At 61.0% G+C, this 18768-nt stretch carries 15 protein-coding genes; 13 read left to right on the top strand and 2 right to left on the bottom strand.

What is annotated here, in order from left to right:
- Window positions 1–205: 205 nt before the first annotated feature.
- The 3 genes from KSP9073_RS11115 to KSP9073_RS11105 all read left to right on the top strand — a co-directional run bounded on the left by KSP9073_RS11115 (window position 206) and on the right by KSP9073_RS11105 (window position 4645).
- Complete coding sequence (locus KSP9073_RS11115; RefSeq protein ID WP_108843036.1) at window positions 206–2737, top strand: penicillin-binding protein 1A; 2532 nt, start codon at window positions 206–208, stop codon at window positions 2735–2737.
- 79 nt (window positions 2738–2816) lie between these two features.
- A complete protein-coding gene (locus KSP9073_RS11110; RefSeq protein WP_243409204.1) occupies window positions 2817–3659 on the top strand; it encodes a DUF481 domain-containing protein in 843 nt (280 codons plus the stop codon).
- Between the two features lie 203 nt (window positions 3660–3862).
- The gene (locus KSP9073_RS11105) at window positions 3863–4645 is read left to right on the top strand and encodes a DUF481 domain-containing protein (protein WP_108843035.1); all 783 of its coding nucleotides are present in this window, start codon (window positions 3863–3865) and stop codon (window positions 4643–4645) included.
- A gap of 74 nt (window positions 4646–4719) precedes the next feature.
- Here KSP9073_RS11105 and KSP9073_RS11100 read toward each other — a convergent pair whose 3' ends face one another.
- Window positions 4720–5991, bottom strand: coding sequence for a malic enzyme-like NAD(P)-binding protein (locus KSP9073_RS11100; RefSeq protein ID WP_108843034.1), 1272 nt, complete (start codon window positions 5989–5991; stop codon window positions 4720–4722).
- Between the two features lie 229 nt (window positions 5992–6220).
- Between KSP9073_RS11100 and KSP9073_RS11095 the strand changes: the two genes are divergently transcribed.
- The 3 genes from KSP9073_RS11095 to KSP9073_RS11085 all read left to right on the top strand — a co-directional run bounded on the left by KSP9073_RS11095 (window position 6221) and on the right by KSP9073_RS11085 (window position 11198).
- A complete protein-coding gene (locus KSP9073_RS11095; RefSeq protein ID WP_439330954.1) occupies window positions 6221–8458 on the top strand; it encodes a primosomal protein N' in 2238 nt (745 codons plus the stop codon).
- 220 nt (window positions 8459–8678) lie between these two features.
- Window positions 8679–10364, top strand: a complete 1686-nt coding sequence (gene argS / locus KSP9073_RS11090; protein ID WP_108843032.1) for an arginine--tRNA ligase — start codon at window positions 8679–8681, stop codon at window positions 10362–10364.
- Complete coding sequence (locus tag KSP9073_RS11085) at window positions 10365–11198, top strand: SPOR domain-containing protein (RefSeq protein WP_108843031.1); 834 nt, start codon at window positions 10365–10367, stop codon at window positions 11196–11198.
- A 131-nt stretch (window positions 11199–11329) separates the two neighbouring features.
- Here the strand turns inward: KSP9073_RS11085 and KSP9073_RS11080 are convergent, their stop codons facing one another.
- A complete protein-coding gene (locus KSP9073_RS11080; protein ID WP_108843030.1) occupies window positions 11330–11899 on the bottom strand; it encodes a bactofilin family protein in 570 nt (189 codons plus the stop codon).
- A gap of 268 nt (window positions 11900–12167) precedes the next feature.
- On the opposite strand from KSP9073_RS11080, the gene KSP9073_RS11075 reads away from it, so the two are divergent.
- From KSP9073_RS11075 to ubiB, 7 genes are all read left to right on the top strand, one after another.
- On the top strand, window positions 12168–12791 hold the full coding sequence (locus tag KSP9073_RS11075) for a bactofilin family protein (protein ID WP_108843029.1): 624 nt from the start codon (window positions 12168–12170) through the stop codon (window positions 12789–12791).
- Between the two features lie 183 nt (window positions 12792–12974).
- Window positions 12975–13496, top strand: coding sequence for an ATP-dependent protease subunit HslV (gene hslV / locus KSP9073_RS11070; RefSeq protein WP_086620612.1), 522 nt, complete (start codon window positions 12975–12977; stop codon window positions 13494–13496).
- Between the two features lie 2 nt (window positions 13497–13498).
- The gene (gene hslU / locus KSP9073_RS11065; RefSeq protein WP_243409202.1) at window positions 13499–14863 is read left to right on the top strand and encodes an ATP-dependent protease ATPase subunit HslU; all 1365 of its coding nucleotides are present in this window, start codon (window positions 13499–13501) and stop codon (window positions 14861–14863) included.
- 138 nt (window positions 14864–15001) lie between these two features.
- A complete protein-coding gene (locus KSP9073_RS11060) occupies window positions 15002–15394 on the top strand; it encodes a gamma-butyrobetaine hydroxylase family protein (protein ID WP_108843028.1) in 393 nt (130 codons plus the stop codon).
- A 168-nt stretch (window positions 15395–15562) separates the two neighbouring features.
- Window positions 15563–16309, top strand: coding sequence for a bifunctional demethylmenaquinone methyltransferase/2-methoxy-6-polyprenyl-1,4-benzoquinol methylase UbiE (ubiE, locus tag KSP9073_RS11055; RefSeq protein ID WP_108843027.1), 747 nt, complete (start codon window positions 15563–15565; stop codon window positions 16307–16309).
- 129 nt (window positions 16310–16438) lie between these two features.
- A complete protein-coding gene (locus KSP9073_RS11050; protein WP_108843026.1) occupies window positions 16439–17074 on the top strand; it encodes a ubiquinone biosynthesis accessory factor UbiJ in 636 nt (211 codons plus the stop codon).
- Window positions 17074–18702, top strand: a complete 1629-nt coding sequence (gene ubiB, locus KSP9073_RS11045) for a ubiquinone biosynthesis regulatory protein kinase UbiB (protein WP_108843025.1) — start codon at window positions 17074–17076, stop codon at window positions 18700–18702. The genes KSP9073_RS11050 and ubiB overlap by 1 nt, the downstream gene beginning before the upstream one ends.
- Window positions 18703–18768: the final 66 nt, after the last annotated feature.

Below are 18768 nucleotides of genomic sequence, written 5' to 3'. Positions count from 1 at the left end.
TAACGGGGTTTACTCGCGCTTTAAACGGTTTTAAAAGCACGTACTCTGTGCTCGACTACCCATTAACGCTGGTCGCCCTGGCACCGGCTACTTATAATGCCCGGCTTGCTAGTGCCATATTCCCGCGCGGTCTTCGACGACGACGCCAGACGGTCACCGATCCCCTGCGCACCCAAGCCCGCCTCATTGACGGAACACGTGTTACATGACGTTCATCAAGCGCCTGGTTTTCCACATCTTTTTCCTGCTGCTGGCCATAACGGCCGGCATCGCACTTTCTGTAGCTGGCGCTGCGCTCTACTTCGCTCCCAGCCTGCCCGACGTTCACCAGTTACAGGACTACCAGCTCGAAATGCCGCTGCGGGTCTATACCCGCGATGACAAGCTCATTGGTGAGTTCGGTGCCCAGCGCCGCCAGCTGGTCAAGGGTGACGAGATTCCGCAGGACTTCATCAATGCCCTGCTGGCCGCCGAAGACGCCGGTTTCTATCAGCACCCGGGGGTGGACCCGCGCGGCCTGATGCGTGCAGCACTGGAGTTGGGGACCAGCGGTCGCATTCGCTCCGGCGGCAGCACCATCACCATGCAGGTCGCGCGTAACTATCTGCTCACCCTGGATCAGACCTTCACCCGCAAGATTCGCGAGATCCTGCTGTCGCTGCAGATGGAACAGATTCTGTCCAAACAGCAGATCCTTGAGCTCTACGTCAACAAGATCTATCTGGGCCAGGGCGCCTATGGCGTAGGCGCCGCCGCCGAGGCCTATTTTGACAAGCCGCTTGATGAGCTGAGCCTGCCGGAGCTGGCCACCATCGCCGGTCTACCCAAGGCCCCGTCGAGTTTGAACCCGATCAGCAATCCTCAGCGTTCCCTGATTCGACGCAACTGGGTCCTGCTGCGCATGCACCAGCTGGGCATGATCGACCAGAACGCCTATCAGGACGCTGTTCAGTCACCGATAGAAACCAAGCGCCACCACTCCCAACCTGACGTCCAGGCCCCCTGGGTGGCCGAAATGGCGCGTCAGTACGCGCTCGAGCGCTTTGGCGACGAGGCCTATACCGGCAATTACCGCATCGTCACGACCCTTGACAGCAAGATGCAGGAAGCCGCCCGCAATGCGCTGATCCACGGACTGGTGGACTACGACACCCGCCATGGCTGGCGTGGTGCAGAAGAGAGCGACATTCCGGCCAGTCTGTCGGAGGCCCAGGACCGCACCGATCGCGCTGGTCTTGAAGAAGAGCTTTCCGAGTCTCCGGAAGTCGAAAGTACCGCCCGCGAGGCCGCCGCACGCAGCAAGGCGTCCGTGCCCGGCATCGACGGAGATGTCAGCAACTGGCAGCGCGTACTGGACGCCACACCGCGGCTGGGGCCGCTGCAGCCGGCCATCGTGATCGATACCAATGGCCGCACCATGCGCGTGCTCAACGACAATGACGAGGTCGTGACGATTGAGTGGCCGGGGCTTGAATGGGCCGCACGCTACCTGAGCCCGCGCGGCCGGGCGGCAGCGCCGAGCAGCGCCGGTCAGATCGCCAAACGCGGGGATCTGGTGCGCATCATGGAGCGCAGCCGCGGTGACGGCTGGCGACTGGCGCAGATGCCGCAGGCCGAAGGCGCGCTGGTATCGCTGGATCCGCAGACCGGCGCTCTGAGGGCACTGCAGGGGGGATTCAGCTTCGCCAACAGCAAGTTCAACCGGGTCACACAGGCGCGCCGCCAGCCCGGATCCAATTTCAAGCCGTTCATCTATCTGGCCGCGCTTGAAAACGGCATGACGCCGGCCACCATCGTCAATGATGCGCCGATCGTGCAGGCCGGCATCGGCAATCAGGACGCCTGGCGTCCGGAGAACTCCGAGCGCAGCTTTGGCGGCCCGACCCGGCTGCGTGTGGGGCTTTACCGCTCGCTCAATCTGGTCACCATCCGCACCCTTCAATCGGTGGGTCTGGACAAGACCATCGACTTTCTGGTCAACATGGGCTTTGAGCGCAAGCGCCTGCCACACGGTCTGTCGCTGGCGCTGGGTACGGCCGAGCTAACGCCGCTGGAGGTTGCCCGCGGCTACGCTGAAATTGCCAATGGTGGTTTCCGCATCAAGCCATGGTTCATCGAAAGCGTGACCCAGGGCGAGGACGGCCCCAATCTGATGGAAGAGACCAATCCGCCAGCGGCCTGTCGCGAGTGTGACCCGATGGATTCGACGGTCACCATCGATGATCGCACCTACCCGATTGCCGAGCGTGTGGCCTCGCCCGACTCGATCTATATGCTGCGCACCATGATGCGCGATGTGATCGAACGCGGCACCGGACGCGCTGCCCTGTCGCTCAATCGAGGGGACATTGCCGGCAAGACCGGGACCACCAACGATCAGCGTGATGCGTGGTTCTCGGGGTTCAACAACAACGTGGCCACCAGCGTCTGGGTCGGCAAGGACACCAACGAGACCATCGCCGAATACGGTGCTCAGGCCGCGCTGCCCATCTGGAAGGACTACATGGGCACCGTGCTCAAGGGCACGCCGGAAGCAGCACCGAGTGCGCCTGACGATATCGTCACGGTACGCATTGACCCGGATACCGGCAGACGCCTTCACGATGAGGACAGCGGTGGCATCACCGAGATCTTCCAGAAGGACAACCTGCCGCCTTATCAGCCACGCTCGATTCGTCCTGAACTTGAATCGGAAAGCGGCTCCCAGGGTACCGGCAGCTACGACGCCATTTTCTGATCGCGCCTGTTTCTAATCGCGCCTATCTGTCTGTCCGGGCGCCCTGCCCGGACAGACATTCAAACTGCAACGATACGTCATGACCATGTACCCACCCGTTCACGCCAATACCGATGTCACAACCGCGCCTGCGCCGGTGATCACGTCTCGCACGTCCCCAACCCGTCGCCGGGGTCTCGGAGTATTCGTGCTCGCCGTCATGGCCGTCTGCTGGCACCACAGTGCCCGGGCCGCCGATTCACTGTTTTATGCCCCGCCGCCGCCCAGCGATGATTCCGTCCCCTTCTCGGCCGCCATCGAGCTTGGCTATACCGCGCTTTCCGGCAATACCAACACCGAGACGCTGCTGGGCAAGGGCCGCATCACCTGGTATGACCAGGCCTGGACGCACACCACCCGCGCCGAGGTCAAAAACGTCAGAGACAGTGAAAACACCACCGCCGAGCAATACCTGTTCAGTCAGCGTGAGCGCTATTCGCTGGGAGACTCACCCAACTATCTCTTCGGGCTGGCGCGCTATGAAAAGGAGCGCTTCTCGGGCTATGACAATCAGTTCACGACCATCGTTGGCTATGGCCGTCAGCTGTTTGATACCGACCTTCAGGCCCTGTCGCTGGAAGCCGGCCCGGGCTATCGTTTTGACGATTACGAAAACGGTGGCAGCCGACACATGCTGCTGGGCTATCTGGCCGCCGACTACTCCCTGTCGCTGTCCGATACCGCAAGCTTTATTCAGCAGTTTTCGGTCGAGGGCGCCGATGACAATGTGACCCTGCGCTCGTACTCGGCCATTTCGGTATCGATCAATTCAAGCCTGGCGCTGCGGGTGTCACACGACATCAAGAGCAACTCGAATCCGCCGCGTGAAGCGGATGCCCACACCGATCGCACCACGGCGGCCTCGGTGGTTTACAACTTCTAACGCCGTTCAACGTTTCAGACCACGAAGACATCACTTCTCACAAAACGTGACCCCAAACCCCGTGTCGCCTTCAGGCCTTCCGGGCACACTGCTGTCGCGCAGCGCCATGTCCGGCATCAGGGCGCGCTGCGATACCGCCATATGGGCCAAAACCACTAAAGCTGCCACCGCAGCGCATCGGTATTCAAGAGATTTCCATTACCATGGGTTCACGCTACACACGTTTTTTTGTTCCTGTTCTACCGCTTTTGATCACCGCACTGTCGAGTGGACAGAGTCTGGCCGCCGATAACGAAAACTTTGCCGGTTATTCAACGCTGGAAAGCGCCCAGAAGGCCGACGAAGACTTTGATGGCGAATATGCGCTGGGCTATACGAAACTGTCAGGCAACAGCAACAGCTCCAGCCTGCGTACCAATGCCGATCTCACCTGGTACCGCGGCCCCTGGTCGTGGAATCTCTATGCCGGCATCAACAGCGCCAGCGATGAAGACGACACCTCGGCCGAAAATTACAATCTCGGCGGGCGCACCCGCTATGACCTCGACGATGACAACTACCTCTTTGGCCTGGCGCGCTGGCGCAAGGACCGTTTTGCCGGCTACAACTCCCAGAGCACACTGGCCGGCGGTTACGGCCGCCAGCTGCTCAGCGGGCCGCCGCAGTCGCTCTCGATCGAGGCCGGCCCCGGCGTGCGCCGTGACAGCTATACCGATAGCGATGAGAAAAAATATCGGGCGCTGGCCTATAGCGGCCTGAACTATCGCTGGCAGGTTTCGGATACGGCGACCTTCGGTCAGGATCTGGTGCTGGAAGCCACCGGGCTCAATCTCATCATGCGCTCCCAGACCTCGATGACCGTGGCCATCAATGACGCCCTGGCCATGCGCCTGTCCTACGATGTCGACTTCAATGATGATCCGCCCGAAGACGCCGAACACAAGACCGATACCACCACGGCCGTCTCGGTGGTTTACGACTTCTGACGCCGGGCGTTTGTCATAAAAAAACCCCGCACCACTGGTGCGGGGTTTTTGTTTGACGCGATACTGGCATGGGATCAGCCGCCGTAGACATCCTCAACGCTTGCCAGCGGATAGTGGGACGGGTAGCCCTTCGTGGCCACGCCCGAATCTACTGCAGCGCGGGCCACGGCCGAGGAAACGCGATCCAGCAGGCGTGAATCCAGCGGCGTGGGAATGATGTAGCCGCGGCCGAACTCGAGAGATTCAAGCTCATAGGCACTCAGCACTTCCTGCGTGACCGGCTCGCGGGCGAGGTCCTTGAGGGCGTATACGGCAGCGACCTTCATCTCTTCGTTGATTTCGCGGGCCCGCACATCCAGCGCGCCGCGGAAGATGAAGGGAAAGCCCAGCACGTTGTTGACCTGATTAGGATAGTCCGACCGCCCGGTGGCCATGATCACATCATCACGCGTGGCATGCGCCGTATCAGGGTGAATTTCCGGGTCCGGGTTGGAACAGGCAAACACCACGGGATTGGCGGCCATTTTCCTTAACTGCTCTGCAGCGAACAGATTGGGGCCGGACAGACCGATAAAGACATCGGCACCGTCGATGGCATCATCCAGGCTGCGCTCGGAGGTAGTCGCCGCGTAGCGCGCCTTGAACTCGTTGAGATCGTCACGGCCGTCGTGAATGACGCCCTTGCTGTCAAGCATGCGGATGTTGCCGGGCGTGGCGCCACAGGCGATCAACAAATTCATGCAGGCGATGGCGGCCGAGCCGGCGCCCAGACAGACAATGCGGGCCTGTGACAGCGTCTTGCCGGCGATATCCAGAGCGTTGAGCAGTCCGGCGGCGGTCACGATGGCCGTGCCGTGCTGGTCATCATGAAAGACCGGGATATCGCAGCGTGCCTTGAGCTCGCGCTCGATCTGAAAGCACTCGGGCGCCTTGATGTCTTCCAGATTAATGCCGCCCCAGCTGCAGGCAATATTGGCCACGGTCTCGATAAAGGCGCGAGGGTCGGCGTTGTCGACCTCGATATCGATGGCATTGATGCCGGCAAAGCGCTTGAACAGCACCCCCTTGCCTTCCATGACCGGCTTGCTGGCCAGCGCCCCCAGATTACCGAGACCGAGGATGGCGCTCCCATTGGAGATGACGGCAACCAGGTTACCCTTGCCGGTATAGCGATAGGCCGTTTCGGGGTCGCGCGCAATTTCACGGACCGGCTCGGCCACGCCCGGGCTATAGGCCATGGCAAGATGTTTTGAGGAGGTCGTGGGTTTGGTAACTTCGATGCTCAGCTTTCCCGGAATCGGGTGAGCGTGATAATCCAGTGCTGCCTGTCTCTTGTCTTGGGACATGTCTTTTATCCGATTGAAAATCAACGATCAATCCGGCGCAGCGTAACGAAAAAGCCCCCTGCTCACAAGCTGACACAGCCCATGCGCAGCCAGGGTACAAGCGCACTACATCAGGGCATTCATGCCCACCCCTCACGCCCGGCATGGAACGTGCTACCCTGCCGCGGCCCGTGAGACCACCCTCGACAGTCGGGCCGAATCATCCTCTTTTTACTTCTGGAGCAAGCCGATCGTGTCCAAGCCCGGGCCTGACCGCGTGATTCTGGCGGTGGCCGTGCCCTCACCCCTCAAGCGAGTGTTCGACTATCTGCCCGGCCGTGATGCGCCCGAAGAGGGCTGGGTCGCTGGTGTGCGTGTACGTATACCCTTTGGACGACGATCGGTGATCGGTGTCGTCATCGAGGTTCGCTCGCACAGTGATGTCCCCCTTGATCGCCTGCGCGACATCGAAGCTCTGATTGACCGCAGCCCCCTGCCTGCAGACTGGCTGTGGCTGTGCCGGTTTGCAGCGCGCTACTACCAGCATTCGCTGGGTGAGACGATCAACGGCGCCATGCCGGCCCTGCTGCGTCAGGGGCGCCCGCTGGCTGCACGCTCCCAGGCGCGCTGGTTCATGACAGCATCGGGACGCACCCCTGATGATGCCCTCACGCGCGCGCCTCGTCAGGCCGAGTTGCTGGCCGCCATTGCCCAGCATCCACGCGGGCTGGTGGCGCCGGCGATCTCGGCGCTGGGGTTCAATCGAACACAGCTGAACGCCCTGCGTGACAAGGGACTTATCGACTGTCGCGAGGAAAGCGTGGCAGCGCCGGTCAGTGATCGACCCTCCGGAACACTGGCCGAGCCCACGCTGCCGCTTAACCGTGAACAGGCGGGTGTGCTGGCCGAGCTGCATCAGGATCTGGACCGGTTTCGGGTATCGCTTCTGCACGGCGTTACCGGCAGCGGCAAGACTGAAGTCTATTTACAGCTGATCGAAGCGGTGCTGGATCGCGGGCGTCAGGCGCTGGTGCTGGTCCCCGAGATCGGCCTGACCCCACAGACCCTGTCGCGCTTTCGAAAGCGCTTTAATGCCCCGGTCATCGCCCTGCACTCCGGCCTCAATGACAACGAGCGCCTCGACAGCTGGGAAGCCGCACGCTCGGGACGCGCCGCCGTGCTGATCGGCACCCGCTCGGCGGTCTTTACGCCGCTGGCATCCCCCGGTGTCATCATCGTGGATGAAGAGCACGATGGCTCCTTCAAGCAGCAGGACAGCCTGCGCTATCACGCCCGCGATCTGGCCATCGTTCGCGCCCAGCATGACGGCGTCCCCATCGTGCTGGGCAGCGCCACCCCCTCGCTTGAAAGCCTTGCCCGCGCACGCGACGGTCACTACCGCCACCTGCGCCTCAACACCCGTGCGGGCAATGCCGCGCCGGCCGCCCTGTCTCTGGTGGATCTGCGCGGCAAACCGCAGCGCGGTGGACTGGGACCGCAGGCGCTGACGGCCATCAGGGAGCACCTGGAGGCCGGGCGTCAGGTGCTGGTTTTTGTCAATCGCCGTGGTTTTGCCCCGACGCTGACCTGTCATCAGTGCGGCTGGCTGGCCGAATGTCCGCAGTGCGACGCCCGCATGACGTTGCACCGCGACCCGCACCGCCTGATCTGTCATCACTGCGAACAACAGCGCGGCGTTCCGGATGCCTGCCCGAAATGTGGCAGTGCTGACCTCAGACCCCAGGGGGCCGGCACCGAACGCGCTGAAGAGGCGCTGCAGGAAGCCTTCAGCGACACCCGCATCATGCGCATTGACCGCGACAGCACCCGTCGACGTGACGCAATGGAACAGACACTGGCCGAGATCCGACAGGGCACTTCCTGTCTGCTGGTCGGCACCCAGATGCTGGCCAAGGGGCATCACTTTCCTCATGTCACCCTGGTGGTCGTGGTCAATGCCGATGGCGGCCTTTATAGTGCCGACTTCCGCGCGCTTGAACATTCCGCGCAGCTGCTGACCCAGGTCGCCGGGCGGGCCGGGCGGGCGCAGCACCCGGGACGGGTACTCATTCAGACCCTGCACCCCGAGGATCCGAGCCTGAGGCTGCTGGTTGAGGAAGGCTATGACGCCCTGGCCGAGGAGCTGCTCACCGAGCGTCGTCTGGCCGGGCTGCCGCCCTTTCGCTTCATGGCCCTGATGCGGGGTGAAAGCGCCCGCATGGAAGCCGTCATCGAACTCTTCACCCGGGCCGGAGACGCCATGCGGGCATGGCTCAACGAACGGGGTCTGGCGGTTCACTGTCTGGGCCCGGTGCCGGCCCCCATGGAGCGGCGCCAGAATCGCTATCATGCCCAGCTGCTGCTCAGCGCCGACCGGCGCAGCGCACTGCATGAGGCCAGTGCCTGGCTGGATGAATGGATGATGCAGCAGGCCGATGCAAGACGCCTGCGCTACAGCATCGACATCGATCCGCAGGAGATGTACTGAGCCAACAGGGCCGGCGCAACATGCGCCTGATACACACCGGACACAATACCGGTTTTGACACTGTCTCCGGTTGAACGATAATGGCGGGCGCCAAAGCGCCTGCCCCCGTTGAGTCATCGATAGCGGATTCATCGTCAGCGAGGACGATTTGTTACGAGGCGCGCAGTTCAAGACCTGGCCGAATGCGTCGGGCCAGTCATCCACGACCATAGATGCCAGCATGAAAGAGACGATCACCTTACTGCTCAATACGGCGCTCGAGGCGCTCAAGGCCGAAGGCGCGCTGCCCGTTGGCACCCAGCCCGACATTCGTGTCGATGCTGCGCGTGACCGGGCCCACGGCGACTACGCCAGCAATCTGGCCATGATGCTGGCCAAACCCGCCGGCATGAAGCCGCGCGATCTGGCCGAGCGCCTGATTGCAGCCCTGCCGGCCTCCAGCGCCATCGCAAGCGTCGAGATTGCAGGCCCCGGCTTTATCAATTTTTTCGTCAACACCAGCGCCGCCGGCGAGGTGCTTTTCGACATCCTCGATGCCGGCGACGAGTTTGGTCGCAACCGCGACGGGGCCGGTCAGAAGGTGCAGGTCGAGTTTGTCTCGGCCAACCCGACCGGGCCGCTGCACGTGGGTCACGGCCGCGGCGCAGCGGTAGGCGACAGCCTGTGCCGCCTGCTCGAAGCCAACGGCTTTGAGGTCACCCGCGAGTTCTACTACAACGATGCCGGCGCCCAGATCGACAATCTGGCTCTGTCGGTGGCAGCCCGTATCAAGGGCATCGAGCCCAACGACCCGGCCTGGCCGGCGGACGGCTATCGCGGCGAGTATATTCAGGATGTGGCACGCGCCTACATGCAGGGCGATACCGTCACGGCCGATGATCGTCAGGTGACGGCCTCGGCCAATCCTGATGACATGGACGCCATTCGCGCCTTTGCCGTGGCCTGGCTGCGCCATGAGCAGGATCTTGACCTCAAGGCCTTCGGCGTTGGCTTCGATGTCTTCTTTCTGGAGTCCAATCTTTACGAGAGCGGCAAGGTAGATGCCACCGTCAAACGCCTGATCGAAGGCGGTCATACCTATGAATCCGACGGTGCGCTGTGGCTCAAGACCACGGACTTCGGGGATGACAAGGACCGCGTGATGCGAAAGCGCGAGGGCGGATACACCTACTTCCTGCCCGATGTCGCCTATCACCTGGACAAGTGGCAGCGTGGTTTCACCACCGTCATCAACGAGCAGGGTGCCGATCACCACTCTACGGTCACCCGCGTGCGTGCCGGGCTGCAGGCACTTGATACCGGCATCCCGAAGGGCTGGCCGGACTACGTGCTGCACCAGATGGTAATGGTCACACGCTCGGGCCAGGAGGTTAAACTCTCCAAGCGGGCCGGCAGCTACGTCACCCTGCGCGACCTGATCGATGAAGTCGGCCGTGACGCCACGCGCTACTTCCTGGTATCGCGTGCGGCAACGTCTCAGATGACTTTTGATATTGATCTGGCACGCTCCCAGTCCAGCGACAATCCGGTCTATTACGCCCAGTACGCTCACGCTCGCGTGTGCAGTGTCGAGGCGAAGGCTGCCGACAACGGCTGGGCCTTTGATGAGACCCTGGCGCGCGCGTCGCTGCATCTGCTCGAGGATGCTCGCGAGCGCGATCTCATCAACCGGCTGGGCAGCTGGCCCGAAACCGTGCGCCGCGCCGCCGACCAGCGCGAACCCCAGCAGATTGCCCTGTATCTGCAGGAGCTCGCCAGCGAATTCCACACCTGCTACAACGCCGTCAAGGTCATGGTCGATGACGCTGACCTGCGCAATGCACGGCTGGCGCTCGGCATGGCCGTCCGTCAGGTCATGCGCAACGGTCTTGACCTGCTGGGCGTGTCGGCCCCCAGGGAGATGTAAATGGCACAGCGCCAGAGCAAAAAGGCGCCCTCGGGCAAGGGCGCCACATCACGCAACAAGTCAAGATCCGGCGGCGACGGCTTCCACATTCCGGGCTGGCTGTGGGCACTGGTCGGCATCATCGCAGGCTTTGCCATTGCGCAGTACTTCCAGAATGATGCCCCGCCCAAGCGCGACCAGGTGGCCGCTGTCGTGGCCAAAAAGCGCGCCGATGGCGGCAATCAGCAACAGGAAGGTGAAGCGTCATCGCAGGCCAGCGAAGAAGGCCAGATGCCGACGTTTGAGTTCTATACCCTGCTGCCCGAGTCGGAAGTGATTGCACCGAACGTGGAAGACTACAGTTCGGCCCCGCGCCCGGGTACCGAAGGCGCCGTGCTGGAACAGCACGCCAGGCGCATTGCCGGCAACACCAGCAAGGCCACGGTGAGCAATCCCGATGGCAACAGGAGCTCTTCGTCACAGCAGAGCGCCCCGACGCAAAAGTCCGAACCCAAAAGCAGTGCCAGCAGCAGTGATGCCATTCAGCAGATGGCCTCTCGCCATGAGGCGTCCAGCAGCCAGAAGAGCGCGCCCGCAAAGCAGGCAAATGCCAGCAGCGGCCCCAGCTACATGCTGCAGGCAGCGTCGTTCAAGTCACAAAGCGATGCCAACAATATGGCCGGCAAGCTGCGTGATCTGGGCCTTGTGATGCAGGTCAGCCAGGTCAAGACGGCGGACAACACCACCTGGTATCGCGTTCAGGCCGGTCCCTATCGCGACTCCGGTGAGCTTGCGCGCGCCAAGGGGCTGATGCAAACCCGCGGCATCGATCCGATGCAGATCCAGCAGCGCTAATCACCAGTAGTGGTTCAGGGGTCGACATTTTGCCCCTGTCTCTGCTGTGGTGCCCCTGTCTCTAAAGGCGTCTGTCGTGATACGACAGATGCCTTTTTAAAATAAATATCCCACGACAGACAACAGCTCACCTAGACGCTTTTCTCACTGCCTTGCAGCAACGACATCTCATCGGGCTGTTCGGCCTCGCCCTCCGCTGATGCACAGGAAAGGTCATTGTCCAGGGAAGTCTGCCGAGGCTTTACCATATCGTTACCGAAAATGTCATCCAGCAAGGGATTGTGCGGATTCATGTCGACCGTGCCCTGAAAGGCAGCGCCTTCCTTGAGGATCAGCCCGGGGGAATGGATTTCGCCTTCAACGCTGGCTCCGGCATGTACGGTCACGCTCTGCGCGGCAATCAGCCGCCCTTCAACGTGTCCGGAAACCGACAGGGAATGTCCGATGACATCTCCTTCGACCCTGCCTTCAGGGCCGATGCTGACAGTATGATGCCTGAAGGTCACAGTGCCGATCACCGTCCCTTCGATATGCAGGTTTTCATCACCCAGTATTTCTCCCGTGACCTGCGTCCTTGAGCCAATCAATGCCCTGCCCGACGGTTCACGTCCCGATGCCGACGCCATATCACTCGACGACTCGCGAGCATGGGCAGTAGATGCTTCTGAAAGACTGCTGTCGCTTTTTGACTTATTGAACATGCTCGCCCCTCGTTATGCTGTTGCTGCGTGAACGCATTGCCCCTTCATCACTTTTCCGGGATGACGCCTGGGCAACGGGAAACATTGGTATTAATACTTATCATGACACCCAGCGCATGGCCCTGTCTGCCAGTGGTACCTATCACCCTCTACCCGGACTGTCTTTTCTGGAGACTCGAGTGTAACGGCCGATATGCCGGGACGAGGGCCTTAGGGTCAGGACTCCTGTCTGATGACCGTGGCGTGACGCCCTTTTCAAGGAGACATTATGGGAACGGTAAACTGGTTAATACTACTGGCCACGGTCGCCGGGGTGATGATTGTGCTTGACGGCCTGCGCCGAGCGCATCGAGACCATGGTGCTGGTGGCCAATCCTCTGGTCTTGTCAAGGTCCATGATGGCGAAGAGGCCAGGGCGCAAAAAGAGACTCAAGCACGCACGACCTCGGCACGCACGACCTCGGCACGCACGACCTCGGTGAGCACCGCACGCAACCCGGTCATGTCAGAAGTCGTGTCGCCCGAACTCCCTGAACCAATGCCTGCACCATCACGCCAGAGAAGTGACCATGAGTGCAGCCTTATCGGCGCAACCCTGCATGTTCTCGGCCGCATCGAAGCTGACGAACACCTTATCGTGGCAGGACGAGTAGAAGGCGATATTCATGCCCAGCATCACTGTGTGACGCTTCTGGCCGCCGGGCGTATCGGACCGTCAGTACAGTCACAACGCCTGATCGCTTCCGGCACACTGTGTGGTGATATCGTCACCCGCGAATGTGACACCTTTCACTGGGGCGCCAGTTTCAGTGGACAACTCAATGCTGCGCGACTGGCATGCGACGAAGGCGTTCAGCTCAATGGCAGGTGTTATATCGGCACTGTGCCATAAGTATCATTTTATCCCCCCGAAAGCCCCGCCTGACAATTTCATCCCCGTCATGGCTTGATTTGGCCAACAAAAGCCCGCACTTCAAGGGAAAGTTTTCAAAACGCAGACGACTTCACGCGCCCTCGGGCGCTGTTTGCGTTCAAGTCACCAGGTGCATGTCACCAACGCATTGGAGTAGCGCCGATGACCACGATTGTTTCGGTTCGCCGCGGCGAACAGGTCGCCCTGGGTGGCGACGGACAGGTATCGCTGGGCAATACGGTCATGAAGGGGAATGCCAGCAAGGTTCGCCGTTTTTATCGAGGCCAGGTGCTGGCCGGCTTTGCCGGTGGTACGGCAGATGCCTTTACCCTGTTTGAACGCTTTGAAGCCCAGCTCGAGAAGTATCAGGGGCATCTGACCAAGGCGGCCGTGGAACTGGCCAAGGAGTGGCGCACCGACCGTGCGCTGCGCAAGCTCGAGGCGATGCTGGCCGTGGCCGATCGCAACGCCTCGCTCATCATTACGGGCACCGGCGATGTGCTGGAACCCGAGCACGGCATCATCACCATCGGTTCGGGTGGTCAGTATGCCAACGCCGCCGCACGGGCGCTGGTACAAAATACCGACCTGTCAGCACGTGAAATCACTGAAAAGAGCCTCGCGATTGCGGCAGACATCTGTGTGTACACCAACCACAACGTGACGCTCGAATCACTGGACTGATCATGACTGAGACTTCCATGCCCTCTGAAAACGCCAACAGCCAACACATGACCCCGCGCGAGATCGTTCACGCGCTGGATCAATACATTATCGGCCAGGCCGACGCCAAGCGCGCCGTGGCCATCGCCCTGCGCAACCGCTGGCGCCGCATGCAGCTCGACGACGCGCTGCGCCCGGAGGTCACGCCCAAGAACATCCTGATGATCGGCCCGACCGGCGTGGGCAAGACCGAAATCGCCCGCCGCCTGGCAAAGCTTGCCAACGCGCCGTTCATCAAGATTGAGGCCACCAAGTTCACCGAGGTCGGCTATGTCGGCCGCGATGTGGAATCCATCATTCGTGATCTGGTGGAAGCGGCCATCAAGCTGGTGCGCGAACAGGCCAAGTCTCAGGTCGGGCACAAGGCCGATGACGCCGCCGAAGAGCGCATTCTGGATGCCCTGCTGCCGCCGGCCCGCGGCAGCGAGTACGACAGCGGCAAGAGCCGTGACAGCGCCACGCGTCAGACCTTTCGCAAACAGCTGCGCGAAGGCAAGCTCGATGACAAGGAGATCGACATCGAGCTGTCGCCGGCCGGTCAGGGCATGGACTTTCAGGCTCCTCCCGGCATGGAAGATATGGCCAGCCAGTTGTCCAGCATGTTTTCTAACATGGGCAAGCAGAACAAGGAAACGCGTCGCATCACCGTCAAGGAAGCGCTCAAGCTGGTCCGTGACGAGGAAGCTTCCAAACTGGTCAGCGATGAAGACCTGAAAGCCCGCGCCATCGAGGCCGTCGAGCAAAACGGCATCGTGTTTCTGGACGAGATCGACAAGGTCGCCAAGCGTGCCGAATCCGGCAGCGGCGGTGATGTCTCCCGCGAGGGCGTACAGCGCGACCTGCTGCCGCTGATCGAGGGCTCGACGGTCTCCACCAAGCACGGCATGGTGCACACCGATCACATCCTCTTTATCGCCTCGGGCGCCTTTCATCTCTCCAAGCCTTCGGATCTGATTCCGGAGCTTCAGGGGCGCCTGCCGATTCGTGTTGAACTCTCCGCCCTGTCACCTGACGAGTTCAAGCGCATTCTGACCGAGCCGTCGGCTTCGCTGACGCGTCAGTACGAAGCGCTGATGAAGACAGAAGGTCTGGACGTCGAATTTACCGATGATGGCATCGAGCGCATCGCGCAGATCGCCTGGCAGGTCAACGAAGGCACCGAAAACATCGGCGCGCGTCGTCTGCATACGGTCATGGAACGTCTGCTGGAAGAGGCGCTCTTTGAGGGTAGCGACATGCAGGGGCCACTGGTCATTGATGGCGCCTATGTCGATGAACGCCTGGGTGCCCTGGCGCGCGATGAGGACCTGTCACGCTACATCCTCTAATCATCTTTATCGTTTAACGCCAAAGGCGTATCCTGGGGGCGGCCCGATCATGGGCCGCCCGCTTTTTTTTAAATGAATGCCGGTTCCGTTCGAGGGCGCGGCGTCATTGAGTGCCTTTCAACATCATGGAGACGTCCCATGAGTGCCCCCATGCCAACAGGCGTTCACTATCATCAGCGCAGTCGCGAACTGGCGCTGACCTATGACATCAACGGTGAATCGCAAAGCTTTCGCCTCGGTGCCGAAATGCTCAGGGTGTATTCGCCCTCGGCTGAAGTACGAGGCCATAGCCCGGAACAGGCGGTATTGCAGACCGGCATGAAGTACGTCGGGCTTAAAAACATTACGCCCGTGGGCAACTATGCCCTCAAACTGCACTTTGATGATGGCCACGACAGCGGCCTCTATACCTACGCCTATCTCTGGGAGATGATTGAAAACCGCGAACTGTGGTGGGACGACTATCTTCACGAGCTCAAAAAGGCCAATGCCTCACGCGAGCCGCTGGGCATACCGCTGCAGCGTCAATGAACAAAGCGTCTGATGGGCGTCAGGACAAATGATCTCCTGAAAGCTACAATGGCCTTCGACAGGCGCGACCCTCCCGACCGGATAGACAACGCACTCATGCCCGCAGGGCAGGTAGCGCCACTGACGACACCAGAACACATGATTTGCAAACGCTGACAGGGGAACGCCATGGACAAGCAGACAACGCACTTCGGCTATGAGGAAGTCCCTGTCGAGGAAAAGGCCAGCCGCGTTGAGCAGGTCTTTGATAGCGTGGCACGCCGCTATGACGTCATGAACGATCTGATGTCGATGGGCGTGCATCGCTTCTGGAAGCGCGTGGCGCTGGAGCGCTCGGGTGTCCGCCGCGGCCATGCCGTACTCGACATTGCCGGCGGCACCGGCGACCTGACCGCCAAGTTCGTGGAGCGTGTTGGCCCGACCGGCCGGGTGGTCCTGGCGGACATCAACGCTTCCATGCTGCAGGTCGGACGTGATCGGCTGATGGATCGCGGCATCGGTGCTCAGGTCGAGATCGTGCAGGCCGATGCTCAGGCCCTGCCCTTCCCTGACAACACCTTTGACTGCATTACCATTGCCTTTGGCCTTCGCAACGTCACCGATAAGGATGCAGCGCTGGCGTCCATGACGCGCGTGCTCAAACCGGGCGGACGGCTGCTGATTCTGGAATTCTCAAAGCCCGTCAATGCGGTTTTCGAGAAGGTCTATGATCAGTACTCCTTTCATATCCTGCCGCGGATTGGCAAGTGGGTGGCCAACGATGCCGAATCCTACCGCTATCTGGCCGAATCAATTCGCATGCATCCCGATCAGCCGACGCTCAAGGCGATGATGGAAAATGCAGGGCTCGAACGCGTCGAGTACACCAACATGACCGGCGGTGTTGTCGCACTGCACCGCGGTATCAAGTTCTGAACGTCCCGTGCGGATGGTGCCCCTTGTTCGGCAGCATCCGCCGGGCCGCTTTCCCGACAGGGTTAATGGCATGACATACGCGTACCTCATGACTTTTCGTCATTGCATACCTCAAGGGCAATTCCGCTGATGTCCTTTATAACCCCCGTATTGCTGGCCGGCGTCGAGAAAACGGTAAATCGTCTGCTGGCGCGCGACCCGGCAGCCCCGTCCCGTCTGGCCGCCATGGCCGGGCAACGCCTTTTGCTGAGACTTGAATCCCCGCGGATTGAAGTGCTGGTGATCTTTCACATTCATGGTCTGACACTTGCCTCACTGCCCGATGGCGAGGACCGGGATGCCGACACCACCATCGAAATTGATGCTGATACGCTGGGTGCGCTGTTGGGCGGCATGCCGATACAGTCGCTCATGACCAGCCACCGCCTGGTGGTACGCGGCCAGCTTGGCCTTTTGATGCAGGCGCGCGAACTGTTGATGGATCTGGATATCAACTGGGAGGGCGCCTTCGCTGAATGGTTTGGCGAGGCTCCGGCGCATAGTCTGGCGACCGGTCTGCGACGTCTGGGGCACTTCGGCGTGCACTCTTCCAAAAGCCTTGAACAGGATCTGCGCGAGTACATCCTGGAAGAGGGCCAGTGGCTTGCCGGTCGTGCCCGCTTTGATGTCACCCGTGAACACCTTACCGAACTCGAAATTGCGACCGACCGGCTGGAAGCCCGGCTGGAACGTCTCAACCGTCGTCTGCGAGGACATCACTCTTGATGACGCTATGGCGCCTGATCCGCATTGCCTGGGTGGTGACCCGTTATCGGCTCGACAGCCTGATTCCGATTGAACGCCTGCCGGGCTACGCCCGCTTTGTGATGGCCATTGCCCCCATTCGGCTGTTCCCGAAGGGTGACAAGACGCGTGGCGAGCGCCTGCGACTGGCGCTCGAGGATCTGGGCCCCATTTTCATCAAGTTCGGGCAGATGCTCTCGACCCGACGCGACCTGATGCCGCCGGACATCGCCGTGGAGCTCAAGCGGCTGCAGGATCAGGTGCCGCCCTTCCCCAGCGATACGGCGCGCCACATCATCGAAGAGGAACTGGGCGCCCCGGTCGGGGAACTGTTTGCTCACTTTGAAGCCGACTCGATGGCGTCGGCCTCCATTGCCCAGGTCCATGCCGCGCGGCTTCATACCGGCGAAGAGGTCGTGATCAAGGTCATCCGGCCCGGTATCGACCGTGTCATGCGCAATGACATTGCGCTGTTGTATACCTTTGCCAGGGTGCTTTTGAAGATATGGCCCGAAGCCCGGCGCCTGCGCCCAGTGGAAGTGGTCAAGGACTATGAGTCCACGCTTTTTGATGAGCTTGATCTGCAAAAGGAGGCCGCCAACACCTCCCAGCTCAAGCGCAACTTTCAGCACTCTCCGCTGCTGCACGTGCCGACCATCTACTGGCCGCAGACGCGCAAGCGCGTCATGACCCAGGAGCGGGTCAACGGTGTTCCGGTGGCCGATACCGAGGCACTGGAAGCCCAGGGCGTCGACATGCGACTTCTGGCCGAGCGCGGCGTTGAAATCTTTTTTACCCAGGTGTTTCGCGACAACTTCTTTCATGCCGACATGCACCCGGGCAATATCTTTTTGGACATCAGCAACCCCAGCGATCCGAGCTATATCGCCATCGACTGCGGGATCGTGGGCAGTCTGACCCGGGAAGATCAGGACTATCTGGCGCGTAACATCATCGCGTTTTTCCGCCAGGATTATTACGAAGTGGCCATGCTCCATATCGAGTCCGGCTGGGTCGGTGAGCATACCCGTGCCAACGAGTTTGCTGCCGCCATCCGCTCGGTGTGTGAGCCCATTCTGGAAAAGCCACTCAAGGACATCTCCTTTGGCCAGGTGCTGATGGGGCTTTTTCAAACGGCCCAGCGCTTTCACATGGAAGTGCAGCCACAGCTGGTTCTTTTGCAGAAAACCCTGCTCAACATTGAAGGGCTGGGACGCTCGCTGTATCCCGAGCTTGATCTGTGGCATACCGCCAAGCCCTTTCTGGAGCGCTGGATGCACGAGCGGGCCGGCCCCAAGGGGTTCTGGGAAGAGCTCAAGCGGCAGGCGCCGGACCTTGCCCAGCGCATACCACAGCTGCCGGTACTGGCACACCAGGCCCTTTCCCAGGTTGAAAACGAGCGCAAGCACCGCGAGCAGCAGACCGCCGCCCTTGTCACCCTGCAAAACTCCTTTTCGGGTGTACGCAAGGGCGCGCGGCGGATCAGGATCGGTCTGGTACTGATTGCAGGGGCTCTTGCCTGGCAACCCATCTCCCAATGGGCGCTGCAGCAGCACTGGAGCATTCTGGCCGCAGCCGGTATCGGGCTGGCGCTTGTCATCTGGCGCTGAGCACCGCAGAGAACATCGACAGATTGCGGACGGTGATGATATAAGCTCCCATCGTCCTGAACACGC

This window comes from Kushneria phyllosphaerae, from assembly GCF_900312995.1.
GTDB lineage: Bacteria > Pseudomonadota > Gammaproteobacteria > Pseudomonadales > Halomonadaceae > Kushneria > Kushneria phyllosphaerae.
This window is presented reverse-complemented; position numbering and strand designations above follow the sequence as displayed.

Coding starts and splice junctions, on each gene's coding strand:
- KSP9073_RS11115 (WP_108843036.1), top strand. CDS start 206: ATGACGTTCATCAAGCGCCTGGTTTTCCACATCTTTTTCCTGCTGCTG.
- KSP9073_RS11110 (WP_243409204.1), top strand. CDS start 2,817: ATGACCATGTACCCACCCGTTCACGCCAATACCGATGTCACAACCGCG.
- KSP9073_RS11105 (WP_108843035.1), top strand. CDS start 3,863: ATGGGTTCACGCTACACACGTTTTTTTGTTCCTGTTCTACCGCTTTTG.
- KSP9073_RS11100 (WP_108843034.1), bottom strand. CDS start 5,991: ATGTCCCAAGACAAGAGACAGGCAGCACTGGATTATCACGCTCACCCG.
- argS (WP_108843032.1), top strand. CDS start 8,679: ATGAAAGAGACGATCACCTTACTGCTCAATACGGCGCTCGAGGCGCTC.
- KSP9073_RS11085 (WP_108843031.1), top strand. CDS start 10,365: ATGGCACAGCGCCAGAGCAAAAAGGCGCCCTCGGGCAAGGGCGCCACA.
- KSP9073_RS11080 (WP_108843030.1), bottom strand. CDS start 11,899: ATGTTCAATAAGTCAAAAAGCGACAGCAGTCTTTCAGAAGCATCTACT.
- KSP9073_RS11075 (WP_108843029.1), top strand. CDS start 12,168: ATGGGAACGGTAAACTGGTTAATACTACTGGCCACGGTCGCCGGGGTG.
- hslV (WP_086620612.1), top strand. CDS start 12,975: ATGACCACGATTGTTTCGGTTCGCCGCGGCGAACAGGTCGCCCTGGGT.
- hslU (WP_243409202.1), top strand. CDS start 13,499: ATGACTGAGACTTCCATGCCCTCTGAAAACGCCAACAGCCAACACATG.
- KSP9073_RS11060 (WP_108843028.1), top strand. CDS start 15,002: ATGAGTGCCCCCATGCCAACAGGCGTTCACTATCATCAGCGCAGTCGC.
- ubiE (WP_108843027.1), top strand. CDS start 15,563: ATGGACAAGCAGACAACGCACTTCGGCTATGAGGAAGTCCCTGTCGAG.
- KSP9073_RS11050 (WP_108843026.1), top strand. CDS start 16,439: ATGTCCTTTATAACCCCCGTATTGCTGGCCGGCGTCGAGAAAACGGTA.
- ubiB (WP_108843025.1), top strand. CDS start 17,074: ATGACGCTATGGCGCCTGATCCGCATTGCCTGGGTGGTGACCCGTTAT.